Annotated in this window: 24 protein-coding genes; 17 read left to right on the plus strand and 7 right to left on the minus strand. The window is 61.5% G+C overall.

The window, feature by feature from the left end; translation table 11 throughout:
- Position 1: 1 nt before the first annotated feature.
- From CHH27_RS14285 to CHH27_RS14335, 11 genes are all read left to right on the plus strand, one after another.
- Positions 2-1,135 (plus strand): hypothetical protein, encoded by a 1,134-nt coding sequence (locus CHH27_RS14285; protein WP_094072189.1) that lies wholly within the window; start codon positions 2-4, stop codon positions 1,133-1,135.
- Between the two features lie 9 nt (positions 1,136-1,144).
- Positions 1,145-3,097, plus strand: coding sequence for an ATP-binding protein (locus CHH27_RS14290; RefSeq protein WP_094072190.1), 1,953 nt, complete (start codon positions 1,145-1,147; stop codon positions 3,095-3,097).
- Positions 3,094-4,458 carry a DUF6638 family protein gene (locus CHH27_RS14295; protein WP_094072191.1) on the plus strand — a complete coding sequence of 455 codons (1,365 nt, stop codon included), beginning with the start codon at positions 3,094-3,096 and terminating at the stop codon, positions 4,456-4,458. The genes CHH27_RS14290 and CHH27_RS14295 overlap by 4 nt, the downstream gene beginning before the upstream one ends.
- Positions 4,455-5,123: a DUF1523 family protein gene (locus CHH27_RS14300; RefSeq protein WP_094072192.1), complete on the plus strand. Its 669-nt coding sequence runs from the start codon at positions 4,455-4,457 to the stop codon at positions 5,121-5,123. The genes CHH27_RS14295 and CHH27_RS14300 overlap by 4 nt, the downstream gene beginning before the upstream one ends.
- A 389-nt stretch (positions 5,124-5,512) precedes the next feature.
- Entirely contained in the window at positions 5,513-6,544 is a 1,032-nt protein-coding gene (locus CHH27_RS14305) for a LacI family DNA-binding transcriptional regulator (RefSeq protein WP_094072193.1), read from the plus strand.
- 85 nt (positions 6,545-6,629) lie between these two features.
- Complete coding sequence (locus tag CHH27_RS14310; protein WP_094072194.1) at positions 6,630-7,937, plus strand: sugar ABC transporter substrate-binding protein; 1,308 nt, start codon at positions 6,630-6,632, stop codon at positions 7,935-7,937.
- A 127-nt stretch (positions 7,938-8,064) separates the two neighbouring features.
- The gene (locus tag CHH27_RS14315) at positions 8,065-8,931 is read left to right on the plus strand and encodes a carbohydrate ABC transporter permease (RefSeq protein ID WP_094072195.1); all 867 of its coding nucleotides are present in this window, start codon (positions 8,065-8,067) and stop codon (positions 8,929-8,931) included.
- Positions 8,932-8,944: 13 nt separating this feature from the next.
- Positions 8,945-9,775 carry a carbohydrate ABC transporter permease gene (locus tag CHH27_RS14320; protein ID WP_094072196.1) on the plus strand — a complete coding sequence of 277 codons (831 nt, stop codon included), beginning with the start codon at positions 8,945-8,947 and terminating at the stop codon, positions 9,773-9,775.
- Positions 9,776-9,785: 10 nt separating this feature from the next.
- Positions 9,786-10,790 (plus strand): ABC transporter ATP-binding protein, encoded by a 1,005-nt coding sequence (locus CHH27_RS14325; RefSeq protein WP_094072197.1) that lies wholly within the window; start codon positions 9,786-9,788, stop codon positions 10,788-10,790.
- Positions 10,787-11,560 carry an L-iditol 2-dehydrogenase gene (locus CHH27_RS14330; RefSeq protein WP_094072198.1) on the plus strand — a complete coding sequence of 258 codons (774 nt, stop codon included), beginning with the start codon at positions 10,787-10,789 and terminating at the stop codon, positions 11,558-11,560. Before CHH27_RS14325 ends, CHH27_RS14330 begins: the two co-directional genes overlap by 4 nt.
- A 2-nt stretch (positions 11,561-11,562) precedes the next feature.
- A complete protein-coding gene (locus CHH27_RS14335; protein WP_094072199.1) occupies positions 11,563-13,071 on the plus strand; it encodes a mannitol dehydrogenase family protein in 1,509 nt (502 codons plus the stop codon).
- A 112-nt stretch (positions 13,072-13,183) separates the two neighbouring features.
- Here CHH27_RS14335 and CHH27_RS14340 read toward each other — a convergent pair whose 3' ends face one another.
- The 4 genes from CHH27_RS14340 to CHH27_RS14355 are packed head-to-tail and all read right to left on the minus strand — an operon-like array spanning position 13,184 to position 17,141.
- Positions 13,184-14,008 carry a heme ABC transporter ATP-binding protein gene (locus tag CHH27_RS14340; protein ID WP_094072200.1) on the minus strand — a complete coding sequence of 275 codons (825 nt, stop codon included), beginning with the start codon at positions 14,006-14,008 and terminating at the stop codon, positions 13,184-13,186.
- A 10-nt stretch (positions 14,009-14,018) separates the two neighbouring features.
- Complete coding sequence (locus tag CHH27_RS14345) at positions 14,019-15,152, minus strand: iron ABC transporter permease (RefSeq protein ID WP_094072201.1); 1,134 nt, start codon at positions 15,150-15,152, stop codon at positions 14,019-14,021.
- A 7-nt stretch (positions 15,153-15,159) separates the two neighbouring features.
- Positions 15,160-16,056, minus strand: a complete 897-nt coding sequence (locus CHH27_RS14350; RefSeq protein WP_094072202.1) for a hemin ABC transporter substrate-binding protein — start codon at positions 16,054-16,056, stop codon at positions 15,160-15,162.
- Complete coding sequence (locus tag CHH27_RS14355) at positions 16,053-17,141, minus strand: hemin-degrading factor (RefSeq protein WP_094072203.1); 1,089 nt, start codon at positions 17,139-17,141, stop codon at positions 16,053-16,055. Before CHH27_RS14355 ends, CHH27_RS14350 begins: the two co-directional genes overlap by 4 nt.
- Before the next feature lie 256 nt (positions 17,142-17,397).
- Here CHH27_RS14355 and CHH27_RS14360 point away from each other — a divergent pair, with 256 nt between their 5' ends.
- The 6 genes from CHH27_RS14360 to CHH27_RS14385 are packed head-to-tail and all read left to right on the plus strand — an operon-like array spanning position 17,398 to position 22,560.
- Positions 17,398-19,488: a TonB-dependent receptor domain-containing protein gene (locus tag CHH27_RS14360; protein ID WP_208988220.1), complete on the plus strand. Its 2,091-nt coding sequence runs from the start codon at positions 17,398-17,400 to the stop codon at positions 19,486-19,488.
- Positions 19,489-19,546: 58 nt separating this feature from the next.
- The gene (locus CHH27_RS14365) at positions 19,547-19,987 is read left to right on the plus strand and encodes a hypothetical protein (protein WP_094072205.1); all 441 of its coding nucleotides are present in this window, start codon (positions 19,547-19,549) and stop codon (positions 19,985-19,987) included.
- A gap of 9 nt (positions 19,988-19,996) precedes the next feature.
- Positions 19,997-20,683 (plus strand): MotA/TolQ/ExbB proton channel family protein, encoded by a 687-nt coding sequence (locus CHH27_RS14370; protein ID WP_094072206.1) that lies wholly within the window; start codon positions 19,997-19,999, stop codon positions 20,681-20,683.
- A 7-nt stretch (positions 20,684-20,690) separates the two neighbouring features.
- On the plus strand, positions 20,691-21,059 hold the full coding sequence (locus CHH27_RS14375; protein ID WP_198338219.1) for a biopolymer transporter ExbD: 369 nt from the start codon (positions 20,691-20,693) through the stop codon (positions 21,057-21,059).
- Positions 21,056-21,451, plus strand: a complete 396-nt coding sequence (locus tag CHH27_RS14380; RefSeq protein WP_094072208.1) for a biopolymer transporter ExbD — start codon at positions 21,056-21,058, stop codon at positions 21,449-21,451. The genes CHH27_RS14375 and CHH27_RS14380 overlap by 4 nt, the downstream gene beginning before the upstream one ends.
- 2 nt (positions 21,452-21,453) lie before the next feature.
- Positions 21,454-22,560 carry a TonB family protein gene (locus CHH27_RS14385; RefSeq protein ID WP_157738932.1) on the plus strand — a complete coding sequence of 369 codons (1,107 nt, stop codon included), beginning with the start codon at positions 21,454-21,456 and terminating at the stop codon, positions 22,558-22,560.
- A 30-nt stretch (positions 22,561-22,590) separates the two neighbouring features.
- Here the strand turns inward: CHH27_RS14385 and CHH27_RS14390 are convergent, their stop codons facing one another.
- From CHH27_RS14390 to CHH27_RS14400, 3 genes are read right to left on the minus strand one after another with little or no spacing between them, the layout of a single operon-like run.
- Positions 22,591-23,661 (minus strand): ABC transporter substrate-binding protein, encoded by a 1,071-nt coding sequence (locus CHH27_RS14390; RefSeq protein WP_247646106.1) that lies wholly within the window; start codon positions 23,659-23,661, stop codon positions 22,591-22,593.
- Positions 23,658-25,055: a sensor histidine kinase gene (locus CHH27_RS14395; RefSeq protein ID WP_094072210.1), complete on the minus strand. Its 1,398-nt coding sequence runs from the start codon at positions 25,053-25,055 to the stop codon at positions 23,658-23,660. The genes CHH27_RS14390 and CHH27_RS14395 overlap by 4 nt, the downstream gene beginning before the upstream one ends.
- Positions 25,048-25,719 carry a response regulator transcription factor gene (locus CHH27_RS14400; RefSeq protein WP_208988221.1) on the minus strand — a complete coding sequence of 224 codons (672 nt, stop codon included), beginning with the start codon at positions 25,717-25,719 and terminating at the stop codon, positions 25,048-25,050. The genes CHH27_RS14395 and CHH27_RS14400 overlap by 8 nt, the downstream gene beginning before the upstream one ends.
- Between the last annotated feature and the right edge of the window lie 118 nt (positions 25,720-25,837).

Genomic DNA, 25,837 nt, shown 5'->3' on the forward strand with positions numbered 1-25,837 from the left:
GTTGGATCTGACACTGGATCACAGAACCCTGGAAGAAGCGCATGAAACACGGCGCTACTTCGCCAAGTTCGAGCGGATCATCCATCACCTGAAGGGTGTCGCCGACAGCGTCGTCAATGAAAACACGGCGCTGGCGAGCGAGATTCCCATCCTGCAGCAATACCTGGCGGCCCTGTCCGGCACGTTCACGGCGCTGTCCTACAAGTATCTGCTGGCCGGCCGCGTGTCCGAAATGATGCCGTCCCTGCTCAGCATCGACCGGCAGGACAGCGGATTTCCCGTCTACCAGGAACTGCTGCAGATGGCGAATGACGCCATGCAGGTGGACAACCACCTGCGGTCGCTGCCGGACATGCGCGGCCTCAAGCTGGCGATGATCAACCACATCCTGCGGGAACAGTCGGCGCCGACCAACCTGCAATTTGCGGCCTCTCAGCGCCAGTATTACGAAGAGCTTGCCGGAAGCGAGCTGTTCTGGGCGCGCAACGATCCCCGCCTCACCTGGACCGGGAATGTCACGGAAAGCCGCCGCAGGTACCGGCTGCACTGGGCGGTCTATGACAGCCAGCAGAATATTCCGCTCATCTACATCATGGACGTCGAGGACAGCGGCAAGCGCCCGCTTGCCAAGGACGAGCGCCGCTGGCCGCGGGTTCAAAGCCACCTGACGGCCCAATCCGCAGCGTCCCTAAAGCTGGTCACGATCGCGCGCGGCTTCGACCGGGATTTCGACGACCTGCACCCCAAGCGGCTTCGGCGCTTTTTTGTCGGACCGATGTACAGCCACACCTTCACCCAGCAAACCGGCCCCCTGCGGGACGTGCTAGCGGAGGTCGACGGCCGGCCCGGGGAAGACTGGGCGCTTGCCTGGACCACGGAGACGCTGGTGTCTTCCGGCTCCGAATATGAAGCCTCGGGGTTCTTCTCCTCCGTCGAACGGCAGATCTATGAGCTCGACCCGCTGGCAGCCGGCAGCGCCACGTCCTATGAGGTGGCCGGCCATACGCATCAGCAGCGGTCGCTGATCCTGCCGCAGCGCCCCTACCAGATTCTGGCGGAACGCGATCCGCCCGGCTTTTCCCATATCCGCAAATACGCCGTTACGCCTGCGGGCAAAATTCTCAGCTACAAATAGGTTTCACGCGTGACCCTTTCCAACGACCTCATGGAACTGAAAGAAGACAAGATCCGCGAGAAATATCCACTCGCGGAAGCGATGTTGCAGGGCTTTGACCACACACCGCGCATCGCCAAGAAAAGCGCACCCGACCGTGTGTCTTCCGAACGTTCGCCAGGGCTCGGCTCCCGCCGGCGCTTCCGCTCCACCACCCCGGGCCTGGTCAGCCGTTCCACGGCGCGGCCGGAAGGCGTACAGCTTTCAGAGCGTATTCTGGAAAGCGACGACGACGCGCTGACCACGCCGCTGCAGGCGAGCCTGCTCCGCGCCCTGCGCCGTGCCTTGTCGGTCGCCCAGGTGACGTCTGACCAGTTTGCCGACCAGACCGGATTGTCGGACCTGAAACGGGCCAACCTGGCCGGGACCCTCGATGCCTCCCAGAAGCTGCGATTTGAAAAGCTGCTCAATGCCAGCGCGCTGATTTCCCTGCATGTCTTTGCCAACATGACGGATTTTCTGGTGTCCGGCCTGTCGGCCGACGAAGGCGAAGCGGAAATCCAGTGCGGCGATGTCGAGGAAATCCTGATCGACAACGACCAGCTCGCCCTGCACGGAACGCTCTGGGAACTCGACCAGGAGATCGCCGCGGCCGGCGTCGACACCGATGCCAAGCTGATCGCACTTGTCACATCCTTCTGCGAGCAGCTGATGGAAAAGGTGACCCTGCGCGCCGAAGGCCTCAACGAGCTCGCCCCCTTTTCCGAAGCGCAGTACCGGGTCGAGGCCGACAATTTCGAGATCACCGGCTTCACACCGTCGGCCCATGCGCGTTCGACCACGCTAACCATGGCCTTCAAGAAGCCCGAAGAGGTTGTCGGCAACCATATCGCCAAATACCAGGCCATGAAGCTTGCCAAGATGCTTATGGCCTACGATTTCGAGCGAAAGCTGAACCCTTTTGCCGAGCTTGGTGGTTTCATCTTCACCTTCATGGGTGACGGCAAGCCGGGCACCGGCAAGACCACGCTGATCCAGATGATGGCCGGCATGATCAACGACTATTGCCAGGTCGCCGGCTATCCGTTCCGCTACCAGAATCTCTCGACCGACAGCATCGACAGCTACCAGGGCAAATCGGCCCAGAACGCCAAGGCCTTCATTCGCAACGTCATCGACCCGAATGTCATCGGCTTCGGCACCATCGACGACATCGATCAGCTCGCCGGCAAACGCGGCGACCGCCAGTCTTCCGCAGGTCAGCTGGAGATCACCGCCGTCCTGATGGAAAGCTTCGCCGGGGCCAACACGGTGGTGCGCGGCAACTGCACCTTCGGCATGTTCTCCAACTATCCGGAAAATGTCGACGACGCGCTGCGCCAGCGGGCCGGCGCACGTTTCCTGGTCGACGGGCCGCAGACCCGTGAGGACTATATCGACATCCTGCATCTCCTGATGGGCAAGAACCATTCGATCCCCGTCGGCGAGCACGAGCTGTTCGAGGCGCAGGCGATCAAGAAGGCGGTCGCGGCCTCCTATGACAAGCACTCCCGTCCCCAGGAAGACGCGCTCCTGAAGGTCTTCGACAAGGTGCAGGCAGATATTGGCGGTCTCGACACGATCGCCAAGCTGGGCGCCTATCTGAAAGGCATCCAGGAAGCGGACGAGCGTTTCACCGGCCGTGCGATCAAGAACATCACGGACGCCATCAAGGTGCGCGCGATGGACTTCGAGCTGCCCGATGAGTGGATGGAAAATCCGGACCTGTTCCTGTTCAGGGACTATGACACCAAGAAATCCATGATCGCCGACCTCGCCCAGCCGATCACGGTGGAGATGGTCATCCAGGAGATCAACCGCTACGCCGACAGCGAATTCCGCTATGCGGACAAGTCCGACGAAGTGGCGATTGAAAACGCGGTTCGCGAGATGCAGCGCATGGAGGAGGCCAAGCGCCGCTACATGGAAGCCAACCGCCCATGATGCGTCTCGTCAAACATGGACTGATGTATGGCAACCTGATCGAGGTGACGTCTCCGTCCATGGTTGCCCGCTACAATCGGGCCCTGGAACACCTGACCGGCAAGCAAACGAGCCTCCAGGAATTCCACATCGACATATCCGGATATTCACCGGAGATCGGGGACGAGCTTGGCGACGAACATTACCTGAACCCGAACGGCTCCAACCGGCAGTTCATTCTGCTGACTGTCGAGCAGAAGACCGCCCCGCTGCTCAATGCCAGGTTTTCGACATCCAGAAAGATCCTGCGCCGTTTCATCGACGACAACGAGGAACAGCTCTTTGCGCTCTCCATTCGTGACAGCATTGTCGGCGAGCTGATCAACTCCGTCTATTCGCTGAGGTCTCCAAGGGATCTCTTCGACATCCGCACCATTGAAATCGAGGCAGACACGGTTGGCGGTCATGCAGAGGCCGGCGAGGATCTCGGGGACCTGATCGAACGCTTCATGAAGGAGCCGGACGGCTGGTGGGACGACGTGCTCATCGCCGAGATGATCGAGCTGTCCAAACAGACCGGCGACATCATCCGCACGCCCCTCACGCTGCAAAATGTCCGTTACGAGCAGCGGAATTTCTATACCTCGCACTATGGCGGTCTTTATGTGTTCCGGGACGTGAAGGACTCGGCCGTGATTGCCCCGTCCGACACGGATATCGTGGTCGACTTGCCTGTCAATGAAGTGCTGACCCTCGAAGACCGTCAGTCGATTGCCGAATTTCTGTACCGGAATACCCTGGTCGAACCGATCTACGAGGCCTGCGGAGAACGCGCGGCCAACATTTTGAAACAGAAACTCGACTTCATCGTCATTGACGCCGCAGCCGGTCAGGGCGAGGACCTGAGTGACGTCACCCGGCGCGATCTGCGTGTCCTGAAGCGGAAATATCACCAGAACCTTCCGCCCGAATATCACGCGCTCGACCGGGCGGTCCGAACGCTTGGCCGCGGCGGCGGCAGTGGCTGGCCATCGGTCGACAATCCCGCCTATTTCTACCTGCTGAGGTCCCGCAACCACCGCGACCGGGATCTGGTGAACATGCTGCTGGCGGACCTGACAAAACTGGACTTCCGCCAGCTGTTCATTTGCCACAAGGATGCGTTTTACGCCCACTACGCGACCTGGTCCGACACCAAGAAGACCTATGCCGCCAATTTCCTGGCCGAGGAATACCTCGTCGACAAGGTCGGCACCCGTCTGGAACTGTTCGGACCGGAACCCGGCATGGAAGAAGACGAGGTCGAGGATTACGGCTTCGGCCGCAATCGCGGGCCCTGGGGCGCCGTACCGCAAGATGAGGACGAGGACCGAGCGCGATGAAATATCTCAAATGGATCATCGGCATTCCGCTGCTCATCGTGGTCGTTGCCTTCCTGCATTACACGCTGCCTGGCCGCGATGTCGTGCGCATTGTCGGCACCGACGTCAAACGCATGGACATCGGCTCTTCGGCCTTCTTCTGGGCCGCGCCGGACGCCGGCACCAACCCGAACTGGACCCGTGACGTGCGCTTCATCAGCACGGTGTGGCCGGACGGACGTCCCAGGGTCTATCGCAACGAAGACACCGATTGGGGCTGGCCTCCCTATTTCAAGTTCGACAGCAGCAACATAACCGCCCGCGCCCAGGACCTGGTCAAGAAAGAGGGCGACGTCTGGGTCGCCGTTACCCACTACGGCTGGCGTGTCGAGCTGTTCACGATCTTTCCGAACGCCATCGACATCGAGGTCGTTGACGGACCTGACACGTTGCTGATCCCCTGGTTCAACATCCTGTTCATCCTGGTGCTCGCCGCGCTTGGCATGCTGATCCTGAAGACCGTGAATGCCTTCAAGAAACGCCGGATCGATCCGGTTGTCGACAGCATCGACGGCTTCATGGACGATGTCGGCGACAATGCGGAACAGGCACGCGCCCATGCCTCCAAACGGGCAAGCGAAGCCACCAGCGGCTTCCGGCGCTGGCTGAAGCGCTGGTTCGGCTGAGCCAGACAGCGGAAACGCAGAACTCGCTGCCGTTAATCTCAGGCACATCCTGAAAGGGACCGGCAGGTTCCTTTCCACGGATTGTCCGTTCTTGTCGGAATACGTCACCGATCCTTCGAGACAGCCCTAGCGCGCTTCCTCAAAAAAGGGGGTTTGTTTTGGCAGGCCCTCCCCGCAGGCACTCTTCCTCCAGCGCACGGCGGCGACTTTACACAGTTGATTGCCACCGCCTTCCACTTCGGTCTCTCACGGCGGCCACCTTGACCGGTCCGGCGGAAAGTTTCTAATGTAAACAAATAACTTTACTCGCGGAAAGTTTGCAATTCGCCTGTATCAACAGGCAATTGCACCAAGAATGACAACAATGCGGCTCACGCCAGGACGAGCAGATGACGGATCGAAAAATCAGAAACATGGAAGAGTTTGCCTCTGTCAGCGGCATCTCCAGACCGACCGTCTCCAAGTATTTCAACGACCCGGAAAGTGTCCGGCAGTCGACCCGCGAGCGCATCGAGCAGGCCCTGGAACGCTATGATTTCCGCCCGAACATTTATGCCATCAACCAGAACCGGCGCCTGACCAAGAATATCGGCATCGTGGTGCCATATCTTGCCGATCCGTTTTTTGCGGAGATCGCCCGCAACATCGAGCGGCGCTGTATCGAGGCCGGGTTCTGGCCCACCCTGTTCAGTTCCCACGGCGAGCAGGAACAGGAAAACGACATTCTCTCCAGCCTGCGCTCCCTGAAGCCGGCCGGCGTTCTTCTGGCGCCGCTTGGGCGCGCCTCGGACCGGTCCGTGATCGAAAAGTTCTGCAAGGATGTGCCGACCGTCCTCTTCGACAGCAATATTGAAGGCATTGGCGAGGCGTTTGTCGGCTCGGACAATTTCAGCTTCGTCTCCCAGACCGTCGAATATCTCACCAGGTCAGGAGAACCGCCGTGTTTCTTTGAAATGAGCACGCCCGCCAACCCGAACGCCAACAAGCGGCGCAACGCATACCTGAAGGTGATGGAGGACCTCGGGCACGAAGCGCACGTGGTCAAGGTCGACGGCGAAGGCTGGGCCTTCGAGGAAATCGGCCGAAATGGGGCACTGCGGATCCTGGACGTGCACGGCTTTCCGACCGACACCATCCTGTGCAGCAACGACCGCCTGGCCATCGGCCTCCTGTCCGCCTGTTATGAAAAGGGCTTCCGTGTGGGCCGTGGCGAAGGTTGCGCCCTCAGGGTCGCCTCCCACGACGACCACCCCTTTTCGCGCTTCACCTGCCCGTCCCTGACGACCGCCGCACATGACTACGACTCCGTTGCCGACCATGCATTCCGGACTTTGCAGGATCTGATCGAGGCCGGCGGCACCTTCCAAAATCGGCAGGAAACCCTGTTTGCAGCGCGACTTGTGTTACGCGCGTCCGCCTAAAATTTTGCGCGCGTAAAATTTTTCTTGACGCCAGACAATTTTTACCTCAGGCTTTGATCAACATCCAAGCCAGGGAGGACATAGGATGTCATTGAAGAACGCATTACGTGCGGTCACCGCACTTACCTTGATTTCTGCAACCTCAGCCGCCTATGCGGAAACGCTGACCATTGCGACCGTGAACAACGGCGACATGATCCGCATGCAGGGCCTGACGGAAGACTTCACCGCCAAGACCGGCCACACGGTCGAGTGGGTCACACTGGAAGAGAACGTGCTGCGTCAGCGCGTCACCCAGGACATCGCCGCCAAGGGCGGTCAGTTCGACATCATGACCATCGGCATGTACGAGACCCCGATCTGGGCCGCCAATGAATGGCTCGTGTCTCTCGACGACCTGCCGGCAAGCTACGACGCCGATGACATCCTGCCGGCCATGCGCGCCGGTCTCAGCCACAGTGGCAGCCTCTTCGCCGCCCCGTTCTACGGCGAAAGCTCCATGATCATGTATCGCACGGATCTCATGGAAAAGGCCGGCGTTACGATGCCGGACGCTCCGACCTGGAGCGATGTCGAGGCAGCGGCAAAGGCCATGACCGACAAGGACAACGAGATCTACGGCGTCTGCCTGCGTGGCAAGGCCGGCTGGGGTGAGAACATGGCGTTCATCACCACCGTTGCCAACTCCTTCGGCGCGCGCTGGTTCGACGAGAACTGGAAGCCGCAGCTGGATACCCCGCAGTGGAAGGACGCCGTGACCTTCTACAACAACCTTCTGGAAAACTACGGTCCTCCGGGCGCCTCCACCAACGGCTTCAACGAGAACCTGGCGCTGTTCCAGCAGGGCAAGTGCGGCATGTGGATCGACGCCACCGTCGCGGCCTCCTTCGTGACCAACCCGAATGACTCCACCGTGGCGGACAAGGTCGGCTTCGCGCTGGCACCGAACAAGGAAGGTGTCGACAAGCGGGCAAACTGGCTCTGGGCCTGGGCTCTTGCCATCCCGGCCGGCACCCAGAAGGAAGCAGCGGCCAAGCAGTTCATCGAATGGGCAACCTCCAAGGACTACATCGAACTGGTCGCGTCCAAGGAAGGCTGGGCCAATGTTCCTCCGGGCGCCCGCACGTCCCTTTACGAGAACCCGGAATACCAGAAGGTCCCGTTCGCCAAGATGACGCTTGAAAGCATCAACGCGGCCAACCCGGACAGCCCGACCGTCGAGCCGGTTCCCTATGTCGGCATCCAGTATGTCGCCATCCCGGAATGGGCAGGCATCGGCACCGCGGCGGGTCAGGAATTCTCGGCAATGGTGGCTGGTCAGCAGAGCGTTGACGAAGCCCTGGCAAAGGCCCAGGCGCTGACCGCCGAGGAAATGGAAGCCGCCGGCTACTAAGGGTTTCCTCCCCTTAACTGGGAGGGTGGAACCGATCCACCCTCCCTTTTTAATTCTCCTTCGACAAGCACCCCCATCACTCCCTCGTCGCGGTAAGCTTGCTTCCGTCAACAGAGAAGGTGTGTCCATGGCTACCCAGCACTCCCGCTCCGCCGCCCGCATCATGATGGCGCCTGCTGTCATTCTGCTGCTCGGCTGGATGCTCATCCCGCTCACGATGACCCTGGTGTTCTCGTTCAAGAAATACCTGCCGCTGCGCGGCGGCGACCTCGGATGGGTGGGGTTCGACAACTATGTCCGCTTCGTCTCCTCCAGCGCCTTCTGGCCCAGCGTCCAGACGACCCTCGTCATCGTTGGCGGCGTGCTTGTCATCACCATTGTCTTCGGCGTCCTGCTGTCGATCCTGCTCGACCAGCCCATGTGGGGCCAGGGCATCGTCCGCATTCTCGTGATCGCTCCGTTCTTCGTCATGCCGACGGTTTCCGCGCTTGTCTGGAAGAACATGTTCATGGATCCCGTGAACGGCCTCTTCGCCCATTTGTGGAAAGCCTTCGGCGCCCAGCCGATCGAGTGGCTCAGCGATGCCTCGCTGTTTTCCATCATCCTGATCGTGTCCTGGCAGTGGCTCCCCTTTGCCACCCTGATCCTGCTGACCGCAATTCAGTCGCTCGACAGTGAGCAGCTGGAAGCCGCCGAAATGGACGGCGCGCCGCCGCTCGCCCGCTTCGCCTTCATCATCCTGCCGCACCTGTCGCGCGCCATCACCATTGTGGTGCTGATCCAGACGATCTTCCTGCTTGCGATCTTCGCGGAAATCTTCGTCACCACAAGCGGCGCATTCGGCACCAGAACCCTCACCTACCTGATCTTCCAGCGGGTTCTGGAAAGCCAGAATGTCGGTCTCGGATCGGCGGGCGGTGTCTACGCAATCATTCTCGCCAACATCGTTGCCATCTTCCTGATGCGCATCGTCGGCAAAAACCTGGACACCTGAGGAGGGACTGCAAATGGCACGCGCTGTTACCACCCGCCGCAAGACGATCAACACGATGGCCGCCTGGACCATCGGCCTCCTGATCTTCTTCCCGATCCTCTGGACCATCCTGACCAGCTTCAAGACGGAAGCCCAGGCGATCAACGACCCGCCGCTGTTCCTGTTCTTCGACTGGACCCTGGAGAACTACGCCATCGTCCAGGAACGCTCGGACTATATGCGTTTCCTCTGGAACTCGGTGATCATTGCCGGCGGCTCAACCGTTCTTGGGCTGATCATTGCCGTCCCGGCAGCCTGGTCGATGGCCTTCGTGCCCTCCAAACGCACCAAGGACATCCTGATGTGGATGCTGTCCACCAAGATGCTGCCCGCCGTCGGCGTGCTTTATCCGATCTACCTTCTCTTCATTCAACTGGGCCTCCTGGATACCCGCGTCGGTCTGACCATCGTGATGATGCTGATCAATCTGCCGATCATCGTCTGGATGCTCTACACCTACTTCAAGGAAATCCCTGGCGAGATCCTGGAAGCGGCCCGGATGGACGGGGCGACGTTGAAAGAGGAAATTCTCTATATCCTCACGCCAATGGCCATTCCCGGAATTGCCTCCACGATGCTGCTCAACTTCATCCTGGCCTGGAACGAAGCGTTCTGGACCTTGAACCTGACGGCCGCCAAGGCCGCGCCCCTCACCGCATTCATTGCCAGCTATTCCAGCCCGGAAGGCCTTTTCTACGCCAAGCTCAGCGCCGCCTCGACCATGGCGATCGCGCCCATCCTGATCCTCGGATGGTTCAGCCAGAAACAGCTTGTGCGCGGCCTCACCTTCGGCGCGGTCAAATAGGAGACGGACCATGGGTCAGATTACCCTCAACCAGATCACCAAGAGCTTCGGCGACGTCCAGGTGATCCCGCCGCTGGACCTGCAGATCGAAGATGGAGAATTCGTTGTCTTTGTCGGTCCCTCCGGCTGCGGCAAGTCCACGCTGCTGCGTCTGATCGCGGGCCTGGAGGACACAACGAGCGGCCAGATCACTATCGACGGCAAGGACGCGACCGAAGTGCCGCCCGCCAAGCGCGGTCTTGCCATGGTGTTCCAGTCCTATGCGCTCTACCCGCACATGTCGGTGCGCAAGAACATCGCCTTTCCGCTGCGCATGGCCGGTCTCGACAAGGACGCCCAGAACGCGAAGGTGGAAGCGGCGGCCAAGGTCCTGAACCTGACGGACTACCTGGACCGACGTCCGGGACAGCTCTCCGGCGGCCAGCGCCAGCGTGTCGCCATCGGCCGGGCCATCGTGCGCGAACCGGCGGCCTTCCTGTTCGACGAACCGTTGTCGAACCTCGATGCCGCTCTGCGCGTCAATATGCGCCTGGAAATCTCCGAGCTCCACCAGTCGCTCCAGACGACGATGATCTATGTCACCCATGACCAGGTCGAAGCCATGACCATGGCCGACAAGATCGTGGTGCTGCAGGCAGGTGTCATCGAGCAGGTCGGCTCGCCGCTGGATCTTTATCACACGCCGCGCAACAAGTTCGTCGCCGGCTTCATCGGTTCGCCGAAGATGAATTTCCTGATGGGCGCCTATGCGTCCGAGTATGATGCCACCACCATCGGCATCCGGCCGGAACATCTGACGGTCTCTTCAACCGAGGGCAAGTGGCAGGGCACTGTCGGCGTCTCCGAACACCTCGGCTCCGACACGTTCCTGTATGTCGAGATCGACGGGCTGGACGACCCGCTCACCGTGCGCTCCTCCGGCGAGGTCGGCCTGCGCCACGGCGACACGGTCTACCTGACGCCGGACCCGGAAAAAATTCACCGTTTCGACAACCAGGGCCTGAGGATCGCATGACGCGCCTGACCGGAAAATCCGCACTGATCACGGGCGCCGCCCGCGGCATCGGCAAGGCTTTTGCCGAACGTTATGTGGCCGAAGGCGCAACGGTCGCCATCGGCGATATCAATCTCGCCGGCGCGGAGGCGGCGGCCAGTGAACTCGGGCCGAATGCCTATGCGGTCGAGCTCGATGTCACCGACCAGGCCTCCATCGACGCCGCGATCGGAGCCATCGAAGCCAGAACGGGAGGTCTCGACATCCTGATCAACAACGCGGCGCTGTTCGATCTTGCCCCTATCGTGGAGATCACCCGCGACAGCTACGATCGCCTGTTCAAGATCAATGTCGGCGGCACGTTGTTCATGCTGCAGGCCGCCGCCAGGTCCATGATCAAGCGGGGCCGGGGCGGCAAGATCATCAACATGGCGAGCCAGGCAGGCCGACGTGGCGAAGCACTTGTGGGCGTTTACTGTGCCACCAAGGCCGCCGTCATCAGCCTGACCCAGTCCGCAGGTCTCGACCTCATCAAACACGGCATCAACGTCAATGCCATCGCTCCCGGTGTGGTCGACGGCGAACACTGGGACGGCGTCGACGCACTCTTTGCCAAACATGAAGGCCTGCAACCCGGCGAAAAGAAAGCCGCCGTCGGCGCCGCCGTGCCATTCGGGCGCATGGGCACCGCCGAGGACCTGACCGGCATGGCGGTTTTCCTGGCGAGTTCCGACGCCGATTACGTTGTCGCGCAGACCTACAACGTCGATGGCGGCAACTGGATGAGCTGACCATGACCCAGAAACTCGACAAGACCGTGCTCGACACCCTTGAAGGCAACATTGCCAAGCCGTCCTATCGCCGGGACGACCTGTCACCCGGCATTCTCCATATCGGTGTCGGCAATTTTCACCGCGCCCATCAGGCGGTTTATCTGAACAGGCTCTTCGATCTCGGCGAAAGCCACGAATGGGCCATCGTCGGTGCCGGGTTGAAACCCTATGACACCGCCATGCGCGACCGGCTTGCCCCGCAGGACTGGCTGACAACCGTCGTCGAACTCGCCCCGGACGGGCTGAACGCACTGGTCTGTGGCGCCATGATCGACTTCCTCGAAGTCGACCCGGCAAAGCTCGTGGCGCGTCTTTGCCAACCGGACATCCGCATCGTCTCGCTGACCATCACCGAGGGTGGTTATTTCGTGGATCCGAACACGGGCGGTTTTGATGCGGCTCATCCTGAGATCCTCGCTGATCTACACCGCCCGGACGCCCCCAAAACCGTTTTCGGAGCTCTTGTCTCTGCTCTCCTCAAACGGCGGGACAATGGTCTCGCCCCCTTCACCGTCATGTCCTGTGACAACCTGCCGGAAAACGGTCACATCGCCCGACAAGCGGTTGCCAGTTTTGCGCGCGCACTATCCACCGAAGCTGGTGACTGGGTTGAAGAAAACGTCGCCTTTCCAAGCGGCATGGTCGATTGCATCACTCCGGCCACCGGTGACAGGGAACGCCAGCTTGTCCGAGAAACCTTCGGTCTCACCGATGCGGCCCCCGTGGTCTGCGAACCGTTTCGCCAGTGGGTTCTGGAAGACAATTTCCCGACGGGCCGTCCGGCCCTGGAAAAAGTCGGCGTCGAGTTCGTCGAAGACGTTGCCCCATACGAGCTGATGAAGCTGCGCATCCTGAATGGCGGCCATGCGGCGATTGCCTATCCCGGGGCCCTTCTCGGACATCATTTCGTCCATGACGCAATGGCCGATCCGCTGATCCGGGCTTATCTGAAGCGGCTCGAAGAACAGGAAATCCTGCCGACCGTTCCCGGCATTCCAGGTGTCAGCTTCGAAGCCTATCTTCAGACCGTGATGGAACGCTTTTCCAATCCGGCCGTCGGCGATACCATTCCGCGCCTCTGCCTTGACGGTTCAAACCGCCAGCCGAAATTCATTCTACCGGCCATTCAGGATCGGCTGAACCGGAGCCTCTCCATCACGGGCCTCGCCCTTGAAACTGCGCTTTGGTGCCGCTACTGCCTGGGCAGAGACGAACAGGGCAACACGCATGTCATCGAGGACGAAAGCGCCGATCTGCTTCACGCCTGGGCCCGCAGCGTCTTCGAAGGAGATCCGGAACTGTCCACATTGCCAGAGCTGTTTGGCACACTTGCAACGCACGAAGCCTTCCTGAGGGCCTTCCGTCATGCAGTGGAAAGGATCAGGGCAAACGGCGTTGCCGCAACGCTCAAGAGCTACGTGGACGGTACTTTCTCCGCAGCTGCCCCGGATCAGAAAGCAACGGCCTAAACGCACAAGATAATCGTGTTTGAACCAAACCTGATTTGCGCATTTGCCGAAGCAGCGCGCCGAGGAAAGCCTGCATCGTCTGGCAAATTGCCGGTCAAGTGAACGGGCCCGGTCACTCGCCTTCCATCGGCACAATCACCGGTCGCGCGCGCGTGTGCGGGATGATTTCAAGCGGGAAATCATAGGCCTTTGACAGGAGTTCGGGCTGCATCACCTCATCCCGTGTCCCGAAGGCAAGCCGTTCACCGTTCCGCATGACCAGCACCGTGTCGGCAAAGGCGGCTGTCAGGTTGAGGTCGTGCATGACGGCGACAACTCCGCCGCCTTTGGCTGCATAGGCCGCCGCCAGACGCATGATCTGGTACTGGTGCTTGATGTCGAGGCTGGAGACCGGTTCGTCGAGAAACAGCCAGCGCGGAGGTCCATCGGCCGGCACAGGGTCCCAGACCTGGCACAGCACGCGGGCCAGCTGAACGCGCTGCTGCTCACCGCCGGACAGGTCCTGGTAGGTACGACCTTCAAATCCGGCAAGCCCGACCCGGCCAAGCGCCTCGGCGATCCGGCGGGATCTTTCCTGCCGTCCGCGACGGCGGTCGATCAGCCCGAGACCGACCACTTCCGAGACATTGAGCGGAAAGGAGATCTGACTTGCCTGTGGCAAGACGCCCCTGAGTTCGGCCTGAAACTCCGGCGCTAGACCGCTGACCTCCAGCCCGGCCAGCCGGATCGCACCGGCATAGGGCATCTCTCCTGTCATCGCCCGCATCAAGGTGGTTTTGCCCGAACCGCTCGGACCGATGATCGCCAGAAGTTCACCGGCCCCGGCATGAAACGAGACGTCCTTGACGATCTGCGTCCTGCCAACGGATACCGAAGCCCGGTCAACCACAAGATCGGATGTCAGGGACACGCCTTCTGAAACGGGTTGATAAAGCATCACGTCCTCCTCAAAGGCCCATCAGCCCGCGCTTGCGCAGCAGGATCCACAAGAAGAATGGCGCACCGGCAAAGGCGGTGATGATGCCGATCGGCATTTCGGCCGGGGCCACAATCGTTCGGGCCAGCGTATCGGCGGCAATCAGGAGGCACGCTCCCAACAGCGCCGAGGCCGGCAGCAGATAGCGATGATCCGGCCCGATGGTCAGGCGCAGGAGATGCGGCACCACGATGCCGACAAACCCGATGCCGCCACTGACGGCAACCGATGCGCCTGTCGCTGCGGCGACGAGGACAATGCTGAGATTCTTCAGGCGCTGAACCCGAATACCGATATGGCTGGCAGCCGCTTCACCAAGTGTCAGGGCGTTGAGCCCTCTGGCAAGGAGCGGCACGCAGACCAGCATGGCCAGGATGATCGGTGCCGCGGACAGGACCTTTTCCCAGTTAGACCCGGCGAGAGAGCCAAGTCCCCAGAACTGGAGGTCGCGCAATTGCTGGTCATCGGCCGCGTAGACCAGGAGCCCGGTGACCGCACCCGTCAGGGCACCGAGGGCAATACCGGCAAGCAGCAAGGTCGCAACGGAGGTGACGCCACCCCGCGTGCCGATCCGGTAAAGCAGCAAGGTGGTGATCAGACCGCCGACAAAGGCGGCAAGCGGAACCGCATAGATCCCGAGCAAGGCCATGGCCGGTGCCAGAGCCGCATTGCCCAGGACGATGAAGAGCGCCGCGCCGAGACCGGCGCCAGCGGAAACCCCCACGATCCCCGGGTCCGCCAGCGGGTTTCGGAAGAGCCCCTGCATGACCGCGCCGGAAACAGCCAGAGCCGCACCGACCAGAGCGCCGAGCACCACGCGTGGCAACCGGATGTCCATGATCACGATCCAGTCGCGGATCGAAATACCCACCGGCACGCCGTCTGCACCCGCAAGCACATGACCGGGCAACCGCTGCACCACGTCCAGGACCGGAACGGAGATCGGCCCGGTCGCAAGGCTGCCCAGCATGACCAGGATCGTGGTCAGCGCCAGCCCCCCGATCACCAGACGCGCAAGGGGCTCCCGGTTCCCTGCCGCGGCCCGGTGCAACACGCTCCAGACCGGCGGCTGCGGCAGGCGTTGTGGTGCCGTTGTCTCGCTCATCGGCCCGTCAGCTCCTGATCGCGGCGAGCTGCCGGGCAAGGTCGCGGATGGCTTCCGCGGTGCGTGGTCCGAAGCCGAGCAGATACTGACCGCCCATCTTGATCAACCGGTTGTTCTTGCCGGCCGGGGTCTGGGAAAGGGCGGGATGGGTGAACAGGTCGTCGGCAGTCGCACCATGATCGCCGGTCCGGTCCATCATCAGCACCACGTCAGGCGCAGCGCTCAGGATCGCCTCATCGCTGAGCTGCTTGTATCCGGGAAAATCAGCGACAGCGTTTTCCGCACCGGCCAGATGCAGAATGCCGTCCGCAGCCGTGTCCCGGCCGGAAGCCAGAATACGGCCGCCCTTGGTCGACAGGATGAACAGCACCCGGACACCGCGTGCCTTGCCGGCAGCCTCCTTCTGGGCAGCCGCAAGATCGGCTTCCAGGCGTTCCGCCAGAGCCTCGGCCTTGTCGGCCGCATCAAGGGCTGCGCCGACGGCCCGCACCTTGTTGACGATCCCTTCCGCCGTGAACGCCTCCGGCACGTCCGCAATGGCAATACCGGACTTTTTCAGAACATCGACGGTTTCCTGCGGACCGCTGCCTTCCAGCATCAACAGGAGATCCGGATCGACAGACAGAACCCCTTCCGGCGACAGGGCCCTGATATAGCCGACATCCGGCAGCCGGCCGGCGGCTTCCGGGTGAATGCTGGTCGTGTCGCGCGCAATCAGCCGGTCCTGTTCACCGAGCGCGAAGACGATTTCCGTCACCGACCCGCCAATGGCAACGATGCGCGTGGCGTCCACCCCTGCGGAGGTCTCCGCCAGAAGCGAGCGCGCCGGCGTGATCAGCGCGGCGACCGTCAGCGTGAGCGCAGCAGCAAGGCTGCAAACCCGGTTACGAAGGAGGCTGTTCATTCTGCCGCTCCCAACTGGATGGCCCGGTCGAGTTTCGGCAGGTTCTCGGCCAGCCCGCGCCAGTCGGCACGCTCGCGATTGCCTTCGCCGCGCACGCCGAAGAACTGGATGATCTGCTGGCCGTCGCTGTCATAGGCCTCGATCGAGGTGACGTGACCGACATCGGCCGGCTTGCGCACGGCCCAGACCTCATAAATGTGGTCGGTTCTGAGATGCAGATGAAACGCCGGATCCATGACGTTGATCCAGGGTCCCTTGTCCATCACGGTTGAAATCGCGCCGGAATGGATCTGGATGCAGCCACGGTTGCCGACAAAACACATGATGGGAATGCCTTCCGATGCGGCCAGCCGCAACAGGGCCGGAACGGAACCCCGATCAAGCGGCCAGGCCCAGGCCTCTCCGGCCAGTTCAAAGGCGCTGACCCTGTCGATGTCGAGATCCTTCAGCAGCCCGTGGAACTGATGCGGGTCGGTCATTCCCTGCCAGCGTTCGCGCAGCGTCTCCTGGACCCCGTCAGACGGCAGCTTGCGGGTGAACGGTTCGGCGTCGGTTACATCCGGCAGAACGTCAGGGGTCTGGTCGTCGAGCAGCAGGGTCTCGACAAGTGCTGTCCAGGCGGCCAGGTCCGTCGCCGGGCGCGCATGGATTTTCTGCACCGCATCGCCATGGGCGTCGAAGAACTGAAGCGACCGTCGCACGTCCTTGCCGTCGTCTTTTTCGACCGCATAGCCATGCACCCAGTTTGCCGGGAACATGCGTGTGTCGATCTGTTCGCCCAGCATCAGCGCCGCGCGCTTGCCGTTCACGAATTTCTCGAAAGGACCGATCTTTTCAAGAACCGCGCTTTCGTTCCGGGTCAGTGCCATCACCTCGCCGACCCTTTGCAGTCCTGAAAACAGGGCCTCGAAATCGGGCGCGATTCGCCGGGCGCCATGGCCGACAAGACTGGCAACGAACTCGGCCTCGGAGATGCCCAGCAGCCGCGCCAGGTCGCGCTCGCGCATCTTCGGATTCTGCTCCCGCGCCTGACGAATGTCAGCGGCACCTGGCCTGGTTTCAGCGGCAATCTGTTCGGCTTTCATGGGTCCTGCCCTCAAGGTCTGTGGCTCGTATCGGGAAAGCGACGCGCTCAGCCTCGTTTCGCTAAATGCCTGAGACTGCGAGATAATTTTGAACTCTTCTAAAGAGGCAAAATCTCTTCGCGACCGCGATCTAATACTTGACTCCTATACTCATGTTTCATTATCACCGCAATACCTGAGTCACTGACTCATGTTTAAAACGCTGTTTGAGAGGCAGCGGTCAGGACGCGATCAACGCGCACTCTTGGAGAATTTAATGGGGCTCAAGAAGACCAGTCACAGCCGCCTTATGGGCGGTGTTGCCCTTTGGGTATTGGCTTTTAATGGCGGGGCAGCCGCTGAGGACATCACGGCGGACGAGGCAGCGACGCCGCTGCAGAGAATTGTGGTCGGCACGGGCGTCGACAAGGTCGCCATCGACACGCCGCAGGCTGTCACCGTTCTGGATCAGGACGCCATCGACGAGCAGCAACCGCGCACCATTGGCGACGTCTTCCGGGAAATTCCGGGCGTCACCCCGATCGGATCCAACTCGGTGCTGGGCGAAAGCATCAACATTCGCGGCATCGGGGAAGCGCTGTCCGGCGACGAAACCCGCATCATCATGCAGGTCGACGGGGTCAACAAGTTCTACGAACAGTACCGGATGGGCTCGTTCTTTTCCGATCCGGAGCTCTACAAGCAGGTTGAGGTCCTGCGCGGACCGGCCTCCTCAACGCTCTACGGGTCCGGCGCCATGGGCGGTGTTGTCACCTTCACCACCAAGGACGCCAGCGATTTCCTCGACCCGGGCGACCTACTCGGCGGCCGCCTGAAGACCTCCTGGGATTCCAATGGCAATGGCTGGCTCGGCAGTGCGATCATCGCGGCCGAACCAGTCAAGAACCTGGAGTTGCTCGGTGCGCTCAACTATCGCCAGTCCCAGGACCTGAAGGATGGCCATGGCAATAAGATCGACGACACGGATTTTTCCTCGATCAACGGCCTCATCAAGGCCCGCTACACGTTCGGCGAAAACGACGATCAGTCGGTCTTTGCAAGCTACCAGAACTGGTCGAGCGACGAGGACAACCAGAATTACGACCAGATTGCCTGGGGCACCGGCTTTGGCGACGTCGACCGGAAAGTGACCGATCAGACCGCGATTTTGGGCTATGAGAACGCCTTTTCCGGCAACGATCTCCTTGATGTCAAAGCCCAGGTCAGCTGGTCGGACACAAGGGTGAAACAGAAGAACCAGGATCAGATCTGTTTCAGCCCCACCTTCTGCTACTACCCGTTCGGCTATAATTCCGAATACTCCTACGAGACCTATCAGGCCAAGATCGACAACGTCGCCACCTTCGCGCTGAGCGACACCTGGATGGCCTATCTGACGACCGGCCTCGACGGCCAGTATCAGGAACGGCGCAATCCGCGTGACTTCGGCTCCTATACCCGCAGCGGCTCGGGCTCCCACCCGGAAGGGGAAACCAAAAATGCCGGTGTCTATGCCCAGGCGGAATTCATCTGGAACGATCGCGTCACCCTGATCCCGGGCATGCGCATCGACTACAGCAACGTTCACGTCGGCAGCTATGTCAACAGCAGCGGCAACAGGGTGACCCTCAACGAGGACAAGACCAAGTTCGGCTATTCGCCGAAACTGGCCGCAATGGTCAAGATGACCGACTGGCTCGGCGTTTTCGGTTCGGTTGCCCACACCGAGCGCCTGCCCTCCCTCGACGAGGTCTTCTCCAACTACACGGTCAATGCGATCAAGAAGGAGCAGTCGAACAATTTCGAGGCCGGGTTCACCCTCTCCTTTGATGATCTGGTCCGCGACGGCGACGCCTTCCGGCTGAAGGGCACGGCCTTCCGCAACAACATCACCAACTATTATGCCAGCTACTGGAACGGCACGGCGGTGGTCACCGAGGTGATCCCGAAAACCCGTTACGAGGGCCTGGAACTGGAGGCTTCCTATTGGACCGAGACGGTCTACGGCTCTCTCGGGGCTTCCCTGATCCGCGGCGAGAATGTGAGCACGGGCGGCTTCATGAATGCCGTGCCAGCCGACAATGCCTTCTTGAAGATCGGCTATGTGCACCGGCCCTGGAACCTCGATTTCGGCTGGAAAGGCGACTTCTACGCCGCCCAGGACCGGGTCGGCGACGACGAGGACAAGACCGCAGGATACGTCCTGCACAATCTCTATGCCGCCTGGAAACCCACCGAGGGGCACCTGGCCGGCAGCGAAGTCCGGTTCAACATCGACAATGTCTTTGACAAGTCCTACCGCCATCACCTCAGCGAGGATGAAGGCGCGGGCCGCAGCTTCAAGCTGAGTTTTGCCAAGACGTTTTAACGCATACCCCGCCGCCCGTCCTTACGGGCGGCGGTTTTGACAGGAAAAGGAGATGCAAATGACTGGCCTGCGACGACTGGCACAACTTGTCCCGCTCTCTTTGGCGCTGATCGCGTCCGGGTTGACTTCTGCGGCCCTGGCGGACCCGGCACCAGAAGGGCTCGTCCTGGAACTGAACAAGACCGAGGACACCGGGTCAGCCTGCCGGCTGTCCTTCGTACTGCGCAATGCCACGGGAGCTGATCTTGAAGGCGCCGCCTATGAGCTCGTGCTCTTTTCCCAAGACGGCATCATCAACCAGATGTCGGTCTTCGATTTTGGTGCCCTGCCGGCCGAAAAGACTGTCGTCCGCCAGTTCGAACTGCAGACTGTCGCCTGCGCAGAGGCCGGCCGTCTCCTGATCAACGGACCTTCGGGATGCACCGAAACGGCCCCTGCGGGTCATTGCCGGGCCCCCTTGTCCCTTTCCAGCCGCACCAGTCTTGCCCTGACCCAATAGGAGCCCGTCATGCTGTCAGACATCCTTTTGCATATCAGCTCGCTGCTGCAGCTCGGCGGCCCCGTCGTCACCGTGATCGCCGGCCTTTCCGTCATCGCGCTTGCCCTGATCCTGGTGAAAGGGTTCGAGTTCACCAGCTGCCGCATCGGCACCAGCAAAAGAGCTGCTGAAGCCACAACGCTCTGGCTGTCCGGCCGGCCGGGAGAGGCTAGGGCCTGCCTTTCCGGCGCAAAGAGCGCGGCGGAAAAATCGGTTCTGACCGCCTTGCAGCTGCTGGAGACCCGCACGCCCCGGGACGAAATCGAAGATCATATCAGCGTCGCCGCCACCCGCGACCTGCACCAGTTTTCAAAAGGTGTACGTGCGCTGGAAGCCATCGCCCAGATCGCACCGCTGATCGGCCTCTTCGGCACGGTGCTTGGCATGATCGAAGCGTTCCAGGCGTTGCAGTCGGCAGGCAGCAATGTCGACCCTTCCGCGCTGGCCGGCGGCATCTGGGTTGCCCTCATGACCACGGCCGCCGGCCTTGGTGTGGCCATGCCGGTCTCGCTGGTCGTCTCCTGGCTGGAAGGCCGGCTCGAGGCGGAGCGGGTCGACATCGAGACATTGACCTCGACGCTGCTTCTGAAGCAGGCCGCTCCGGCACCAGCTGAGCTTCGAAGCGTTCGAGAGCCGTCGCTTTCCTATGCGCATTGATCGACCGGTGCGAAAACAAAAGCCGATTTCCCTGACGCCGCTGGTCGACGTGATCTTCCTGTTGCTGCTGTTTTTCATGCTCTCCTCCACGTTCACGACCTTCGGACAGCTTGAAATCGGCGCCCCCGGTGGCAGCGGTGGAACCGCCGAACTGCCCAAGGCCCTGCTGGTACTGGAGGGGGACTGGCTGCAACTGAATGGCCAGACGATCCTGGAAGAGGATCTGTTGCTGGAGGCTCAGTCCCTGCGCGACACGGATATCGACAGTCTGCTTGTTCTTGTCCGCGGCAGCACCAGCACGCAGCAACTCGTCACCGTCATGACGCAGCTGAAAGAGCTGGACTGGCTGACGACGACCGTTGCGGAGGGCCGATGATCAAAGTGCCTCGCAAACCCGCGAAGCGGCCCATGGAAACGACGATCTCGCTGATCAACATCGTCTTCCTGATGCTGATCTTCTTTCTGGTCGCCGGCCGGCTCGCGCCGCCGCAGGACGCTGACGTGAAGCTGTCAAAGGCAAATGCCCCAGCCCTGCCGCCACCAGATGCCCTTTATGCCCACGCGGACGGTTCGCTCCGGTACCGGGAGCGCACCGTCAACGCGGAAGATTATCTGGCACAGCAGAACAAGGATGGTGGAGAAGGAGCCGCCATAAGGCTGGCTGCGGACAGGGCACTGAAAGCAACCGACCTCCTGCAGCATGTCTCCGCCCTTTATCGCGCCGGTGCCAAAAGCGTCGTTATCGTCACCAGAACCGGGACCGAATGACCTTGTCCCGCAGATTTATCCTTTTTGCACTGGTCCTGTCCGCCCTGATCCATGCCGGGGCTGCGGCTCTGACCCTGACCAAACGGCCCGCTCTGGAAGTCGAGGGCGGCGGTCCTGTCAGCCATGCCGTTCTCGGGCAATCGCCTTTTAATACGGTCCTTGCCGGAACAACCGCAGCCGTTGCCCGTGCCGAGCCGGTACCGCCAAATCCGATTGAGCAGCCGAGTTTACCGGAAAAGCTGCAAAGGGCCCTGCCTCCCGACGCTGATCCGCAGCAGCCGGTTCAACCCACGCCGTCCAAGCCGGTTGTGCCGGCAAGCGTGCCTGTGACAACGCCCCTTCCATCCAGCCGTCAAGTCGCACCGTTGAAAGCGACAAACGTTGCCGGGCTGGCCTTTCCCGAGAAGGCGAGGCCCGCCACCCAGCCGGCCTCTTCTGTGCCAACCACTTCTGCTAAACAGCCCGAAAACCTCAAGGAGGCACAGGCAGCGCTTCAGCCGAGCGAAGCGGTCAGAGTTGAAAACAGGACAACCAAAGCGGTCGCCGTTAGCGATCAGAAGGCCGCGCCCACGACCGTTCAAAAAGTGGCTGCCGCTGTTTCCCCGCAACAGTCGGCAAGAACCGAAACAGAAGCTGTGCCGCCACCTCCGGTCAAGCCGGCGCCGCCGAGGCGGACACCAGTCACCAAAACCCGGACCGCATCCAAGAAACCAGAGAAAGAAGCGCAGAAGGCGAAAGCCAACACCCGGTCCGGGGCTGGTGGCAAATCGGCGCAAACCACCCAGAAGGGTGGCTCGCAAAAAAAGGGAACCCGGACGTCGGCCGGCAATTCCGACGTCACCAACTATCCGGCCAAGGTGCATCGAAAACTGCTTCGGGCCGTGCGAAAACCGCGCAGCGGACGCAAGGCGCGGCAGGACGCGGTGGTCAGGTTCACCGTCGCCCGGAATGGCTCCGTATCTGCTGTGCGACTGGCCCGGTCCTCCGGATCGAAGCCCTTCGACCAGGCGGTTCTGAAAGCTGTCCGCAGCGCCGCTCCGTTCCCGCCAATACCGGCCGCCGCTGGAAAGAAGAGCTGGACCTTCACGCTGCCGGTCGGGGTGCCCTGACCCACACGCCCTGGCGGACTGAGCAACCCGTCACGGCCCTGGAAATGTCTCCCGCCAGCGCCGCAGGAAGGTTTCCCGTGTCAGGGCATCGAGCGCCACCATCAAGGCTGGCGAAAGTCCGATCGGGCGCAAGGCCGTCGGGCTGACGGCTTCGCCTGCATTGCCATCTTCGGTTTCCAGAAGCGGGCTGATCAGCAGTGTCTCCTGCAGCGCGGTGATGCCGTCCGGCGACAGCAGAAAGTCGAGGAACTGCTCCGCGGCAGCCTTGTTGACGGCATCCTTCGGAATCATCAACGCCCGCGACAGCACCAGCGTGTAATCGGACGGCAAGACAATGCCGATGCGGTCGTCTTGTCGCTGGTATCCCTGGGCATAGGAGCCCAGCACGTTATAGGCCACAAGGTATTTGCCTTCAGCCACGCTACGGATGATGTCGGCAGAACAGCAGGTCGAAACGGCGCCCGATCGTCCGAGCGATTCCTGCAAGGCGCCGAAGGTGGTCGCTTCCCGGGCGTCGGCAAAGGCGAAAAGATAGCCCAGCCCGGATTGTTCGATGTCATAGGTGGCCACCCGCCCCGCATATGGCGTGTCGGCCGGCCGCAACAGGTCGAGCAGGTCGAAGCGGGTCTGCGGGATATCGGCTGCCGGAACCAGGTCCCGGTTGAAGACCATCACCGCCGGCTCCCGGGTAATGCCCCAGAGTTCGTTACGCCACCTGAGCGCCGCCGGAAGCTCCGCCGTCAACCGCGACGAATAGGACCAGGCGCAGGCCTCGTTGACCAGTTTCACCATCTGGTGCACCCCGGAGCTGATCACGACATCGGCCCCCGGCCGTTTCTCCCGGCAATCCTGGCGGCTGAGGCTGTAGAGCCCGTTTGACCCCCATTGCTCGTACCGGACCTGCAGATCCGGCCGGGTCTCAAGGAACCGTTCGACCACAGGGCCGAAGACCGAGATATCGGTGGTCGAGCGCAGCACGAAGACCTCGGCCGGAGCTGCCGCACCAAACACGCGGATCATCTCCTGGGCCTGGACGACGCCCGCAGTCCAGATAAGGAACGCCCAAAGGAGCATCAGCCGGAAGGCGTTGCGCCCACTCATGACGTCCACTCCGGTGCCGCCTCGAACTCGAGCGACGCGCGGAACGTGCCGCGCTCTGTGCGCTCCAGCTTGAGCTCACCACCAAAGGAAACGGCAACGGAATGGGCAATCGCCAGTCCAAGGCCCGAGCTCGCCTGCCGGGACAGCGTGCCCTTGTTGAACCTGTTGCCGAGCTCCGCCAGCACCTCGTCCACTGGCCCCTGACCACTGTCTTCGACCCAGATCGCCGCGCACTTTTCTGTTTGTGTCGCGCCGACCCGGACCGGCGACGCGCCATATTTGACCGCATTGTTGAGCAGATTTTTCAGCGCTTCTCTCAATGAGGGTTCGTCCGCCATCACGATGACCGGCCGCTCGCCGATTTCCAGTTGAACGTCGAACTCGGGACTGAGCACCACATGGTCACCATCTTCGAACACATCGAGCGCGATGTCGCGCATGTCCACCGCTTCCCGGCGGGCACTGTCACCCCGGTGGATCACCAGTGCCTGGGCCAGCATCTGGTCGAGCAGCCGGCCAAGGCTCGCCGACCGGGTCTGGATGCGTTCAACGATCTTTTCCTTGCGGCCCAGATCGGCCTCGTCCTCGAAAAGATCCGCCTGTGCCCTGAGCGCGGCCACCGGTGTGCGCAACTGGTGGGCCGTGTCGGAAATTAGGTGACGCATGGAATTCATCTGCCGATCGAGCCGGGCCATGAAGCCATTGAGTGCGCTGATCATGACCTGCGTCTCGCGGGGAACGGAGGTGTCGAGCGGCGTCAGGTCATGCGGGTCTCGCCGCGACAGGCCTCCGGCGATGGTTTCAAGCGGTTTCAGCACCGAACGCACAACGACCACCGACAGGAGGATCATCGCAAGACCGGATGCCGCCAGAACGTAAAGCGCATTCCGGGTGATTTCATAGGCCATCGCATCGCGGGCCAGCAGCGTCTGGCCAACCACGACCTTGATCGTGCCATTCAAGGTTCGTTCGGCAAAACGGCGGGAGACGACGGCAAAACGGGCGGGTTCGTCAAAGAAATTTCCGTCGAAAAAGCCTTCGTTCAACGGTTTGCGCCCGGCAGGAACCACCAGCTCGTCATAACCTGTGAGCGTCTCGCCGTCCGGGCCGATGATGCGATAGCCAATCCGGTCGTCCGGCGCCAGCGCCAGCAATTCGAATGCGGAGACCGGCAGTTCGATTTCCGGCCGTCCATCCAGCACCGTGATGGCCGAGGCAATGTCGGTGGCCGCGCCCAGAAGCAAGCGATCGTAGGCCGTGCGGGCAGCCTCCCGGCCATAGGCAAAGGCGGCGATGGAAACGATCACGCCGCCGAAGATCAACAGAAAGGCAATGCCGAGGGCCACACGGGCGGTCAGAGACAACGTGGACAGCCGGCGCAGCAGGTCAGTCATCGGCGTCCAGCTTGTAGCCAAGCCCTCTCTGGGTCTCGATCCGGACCGAGCACCCCGACAGTTTCTTGCGCAGCCGGGCAATATAGAGCTCGAGCGCATTCATGCTGACATCCGTGTCCTGAAAACTGAATACGCCTTCAAACAGGCGCTCCTTGCTGACGGTCTTGCCGCGATTGTGGATCAGGATCTCCAGCAGCGAGAACTCGCGCCGGGTCAGGCTGATCGGGCTGTCATCCCGCCGCACCAGCCGCGCAGAAGCATTGAAGGTGAGATTGCCGATCCGGAATTCTTCCGCCTTGTCTGCCAGCTCACGCCGGTAGAGCGCCCGGATGCGCGCCTCCAGTTCGCGATAATCAAACGGTTTGACCAGGTAATCGTCCGCGCCCGAATCCAGCGACGACACCCGGTTGTCGACCGAAAACTCCGCCGTCAGCATCAGGACGGGTGTCCGGTCACCCCGGCTCCGCAACTCCTTCAGGAGTTCGGTGCCGAGCCCGTCGGGCAGATTGATATCCAGAACGATCACGTCATAGCGCTGGACCTCAACACAGTCCCGCGCCTCCTCCAGCGTCTTGGCCAGGTCACAGGCAACACCGGACCGTTCCAGCCGGATCATGATCGCCTCGGCCATGTCAAACGTGTCTTCAACCAGCAGCAAACGCACTGACTTTGTCCTCCCGGCACCAAGCATTGCATCGCCCATTTGCCACATGCAAGCGATCTGACAGGGTTTGACAGGTTGGTGACAGGGTTCGGCGTTACGCTGGGTTCACATCCGTTGG

The sequence above is a fragment of the Labrenzia sp. VG12 genome (genome assembly GCF_002237595.1).
In the GTDB taxonomy this organism is placed as follows: Bacteria; Pseudomonadota; Alphaproteobacteria; order Rhizobiales; family Stappiaceae; genus Roseibium.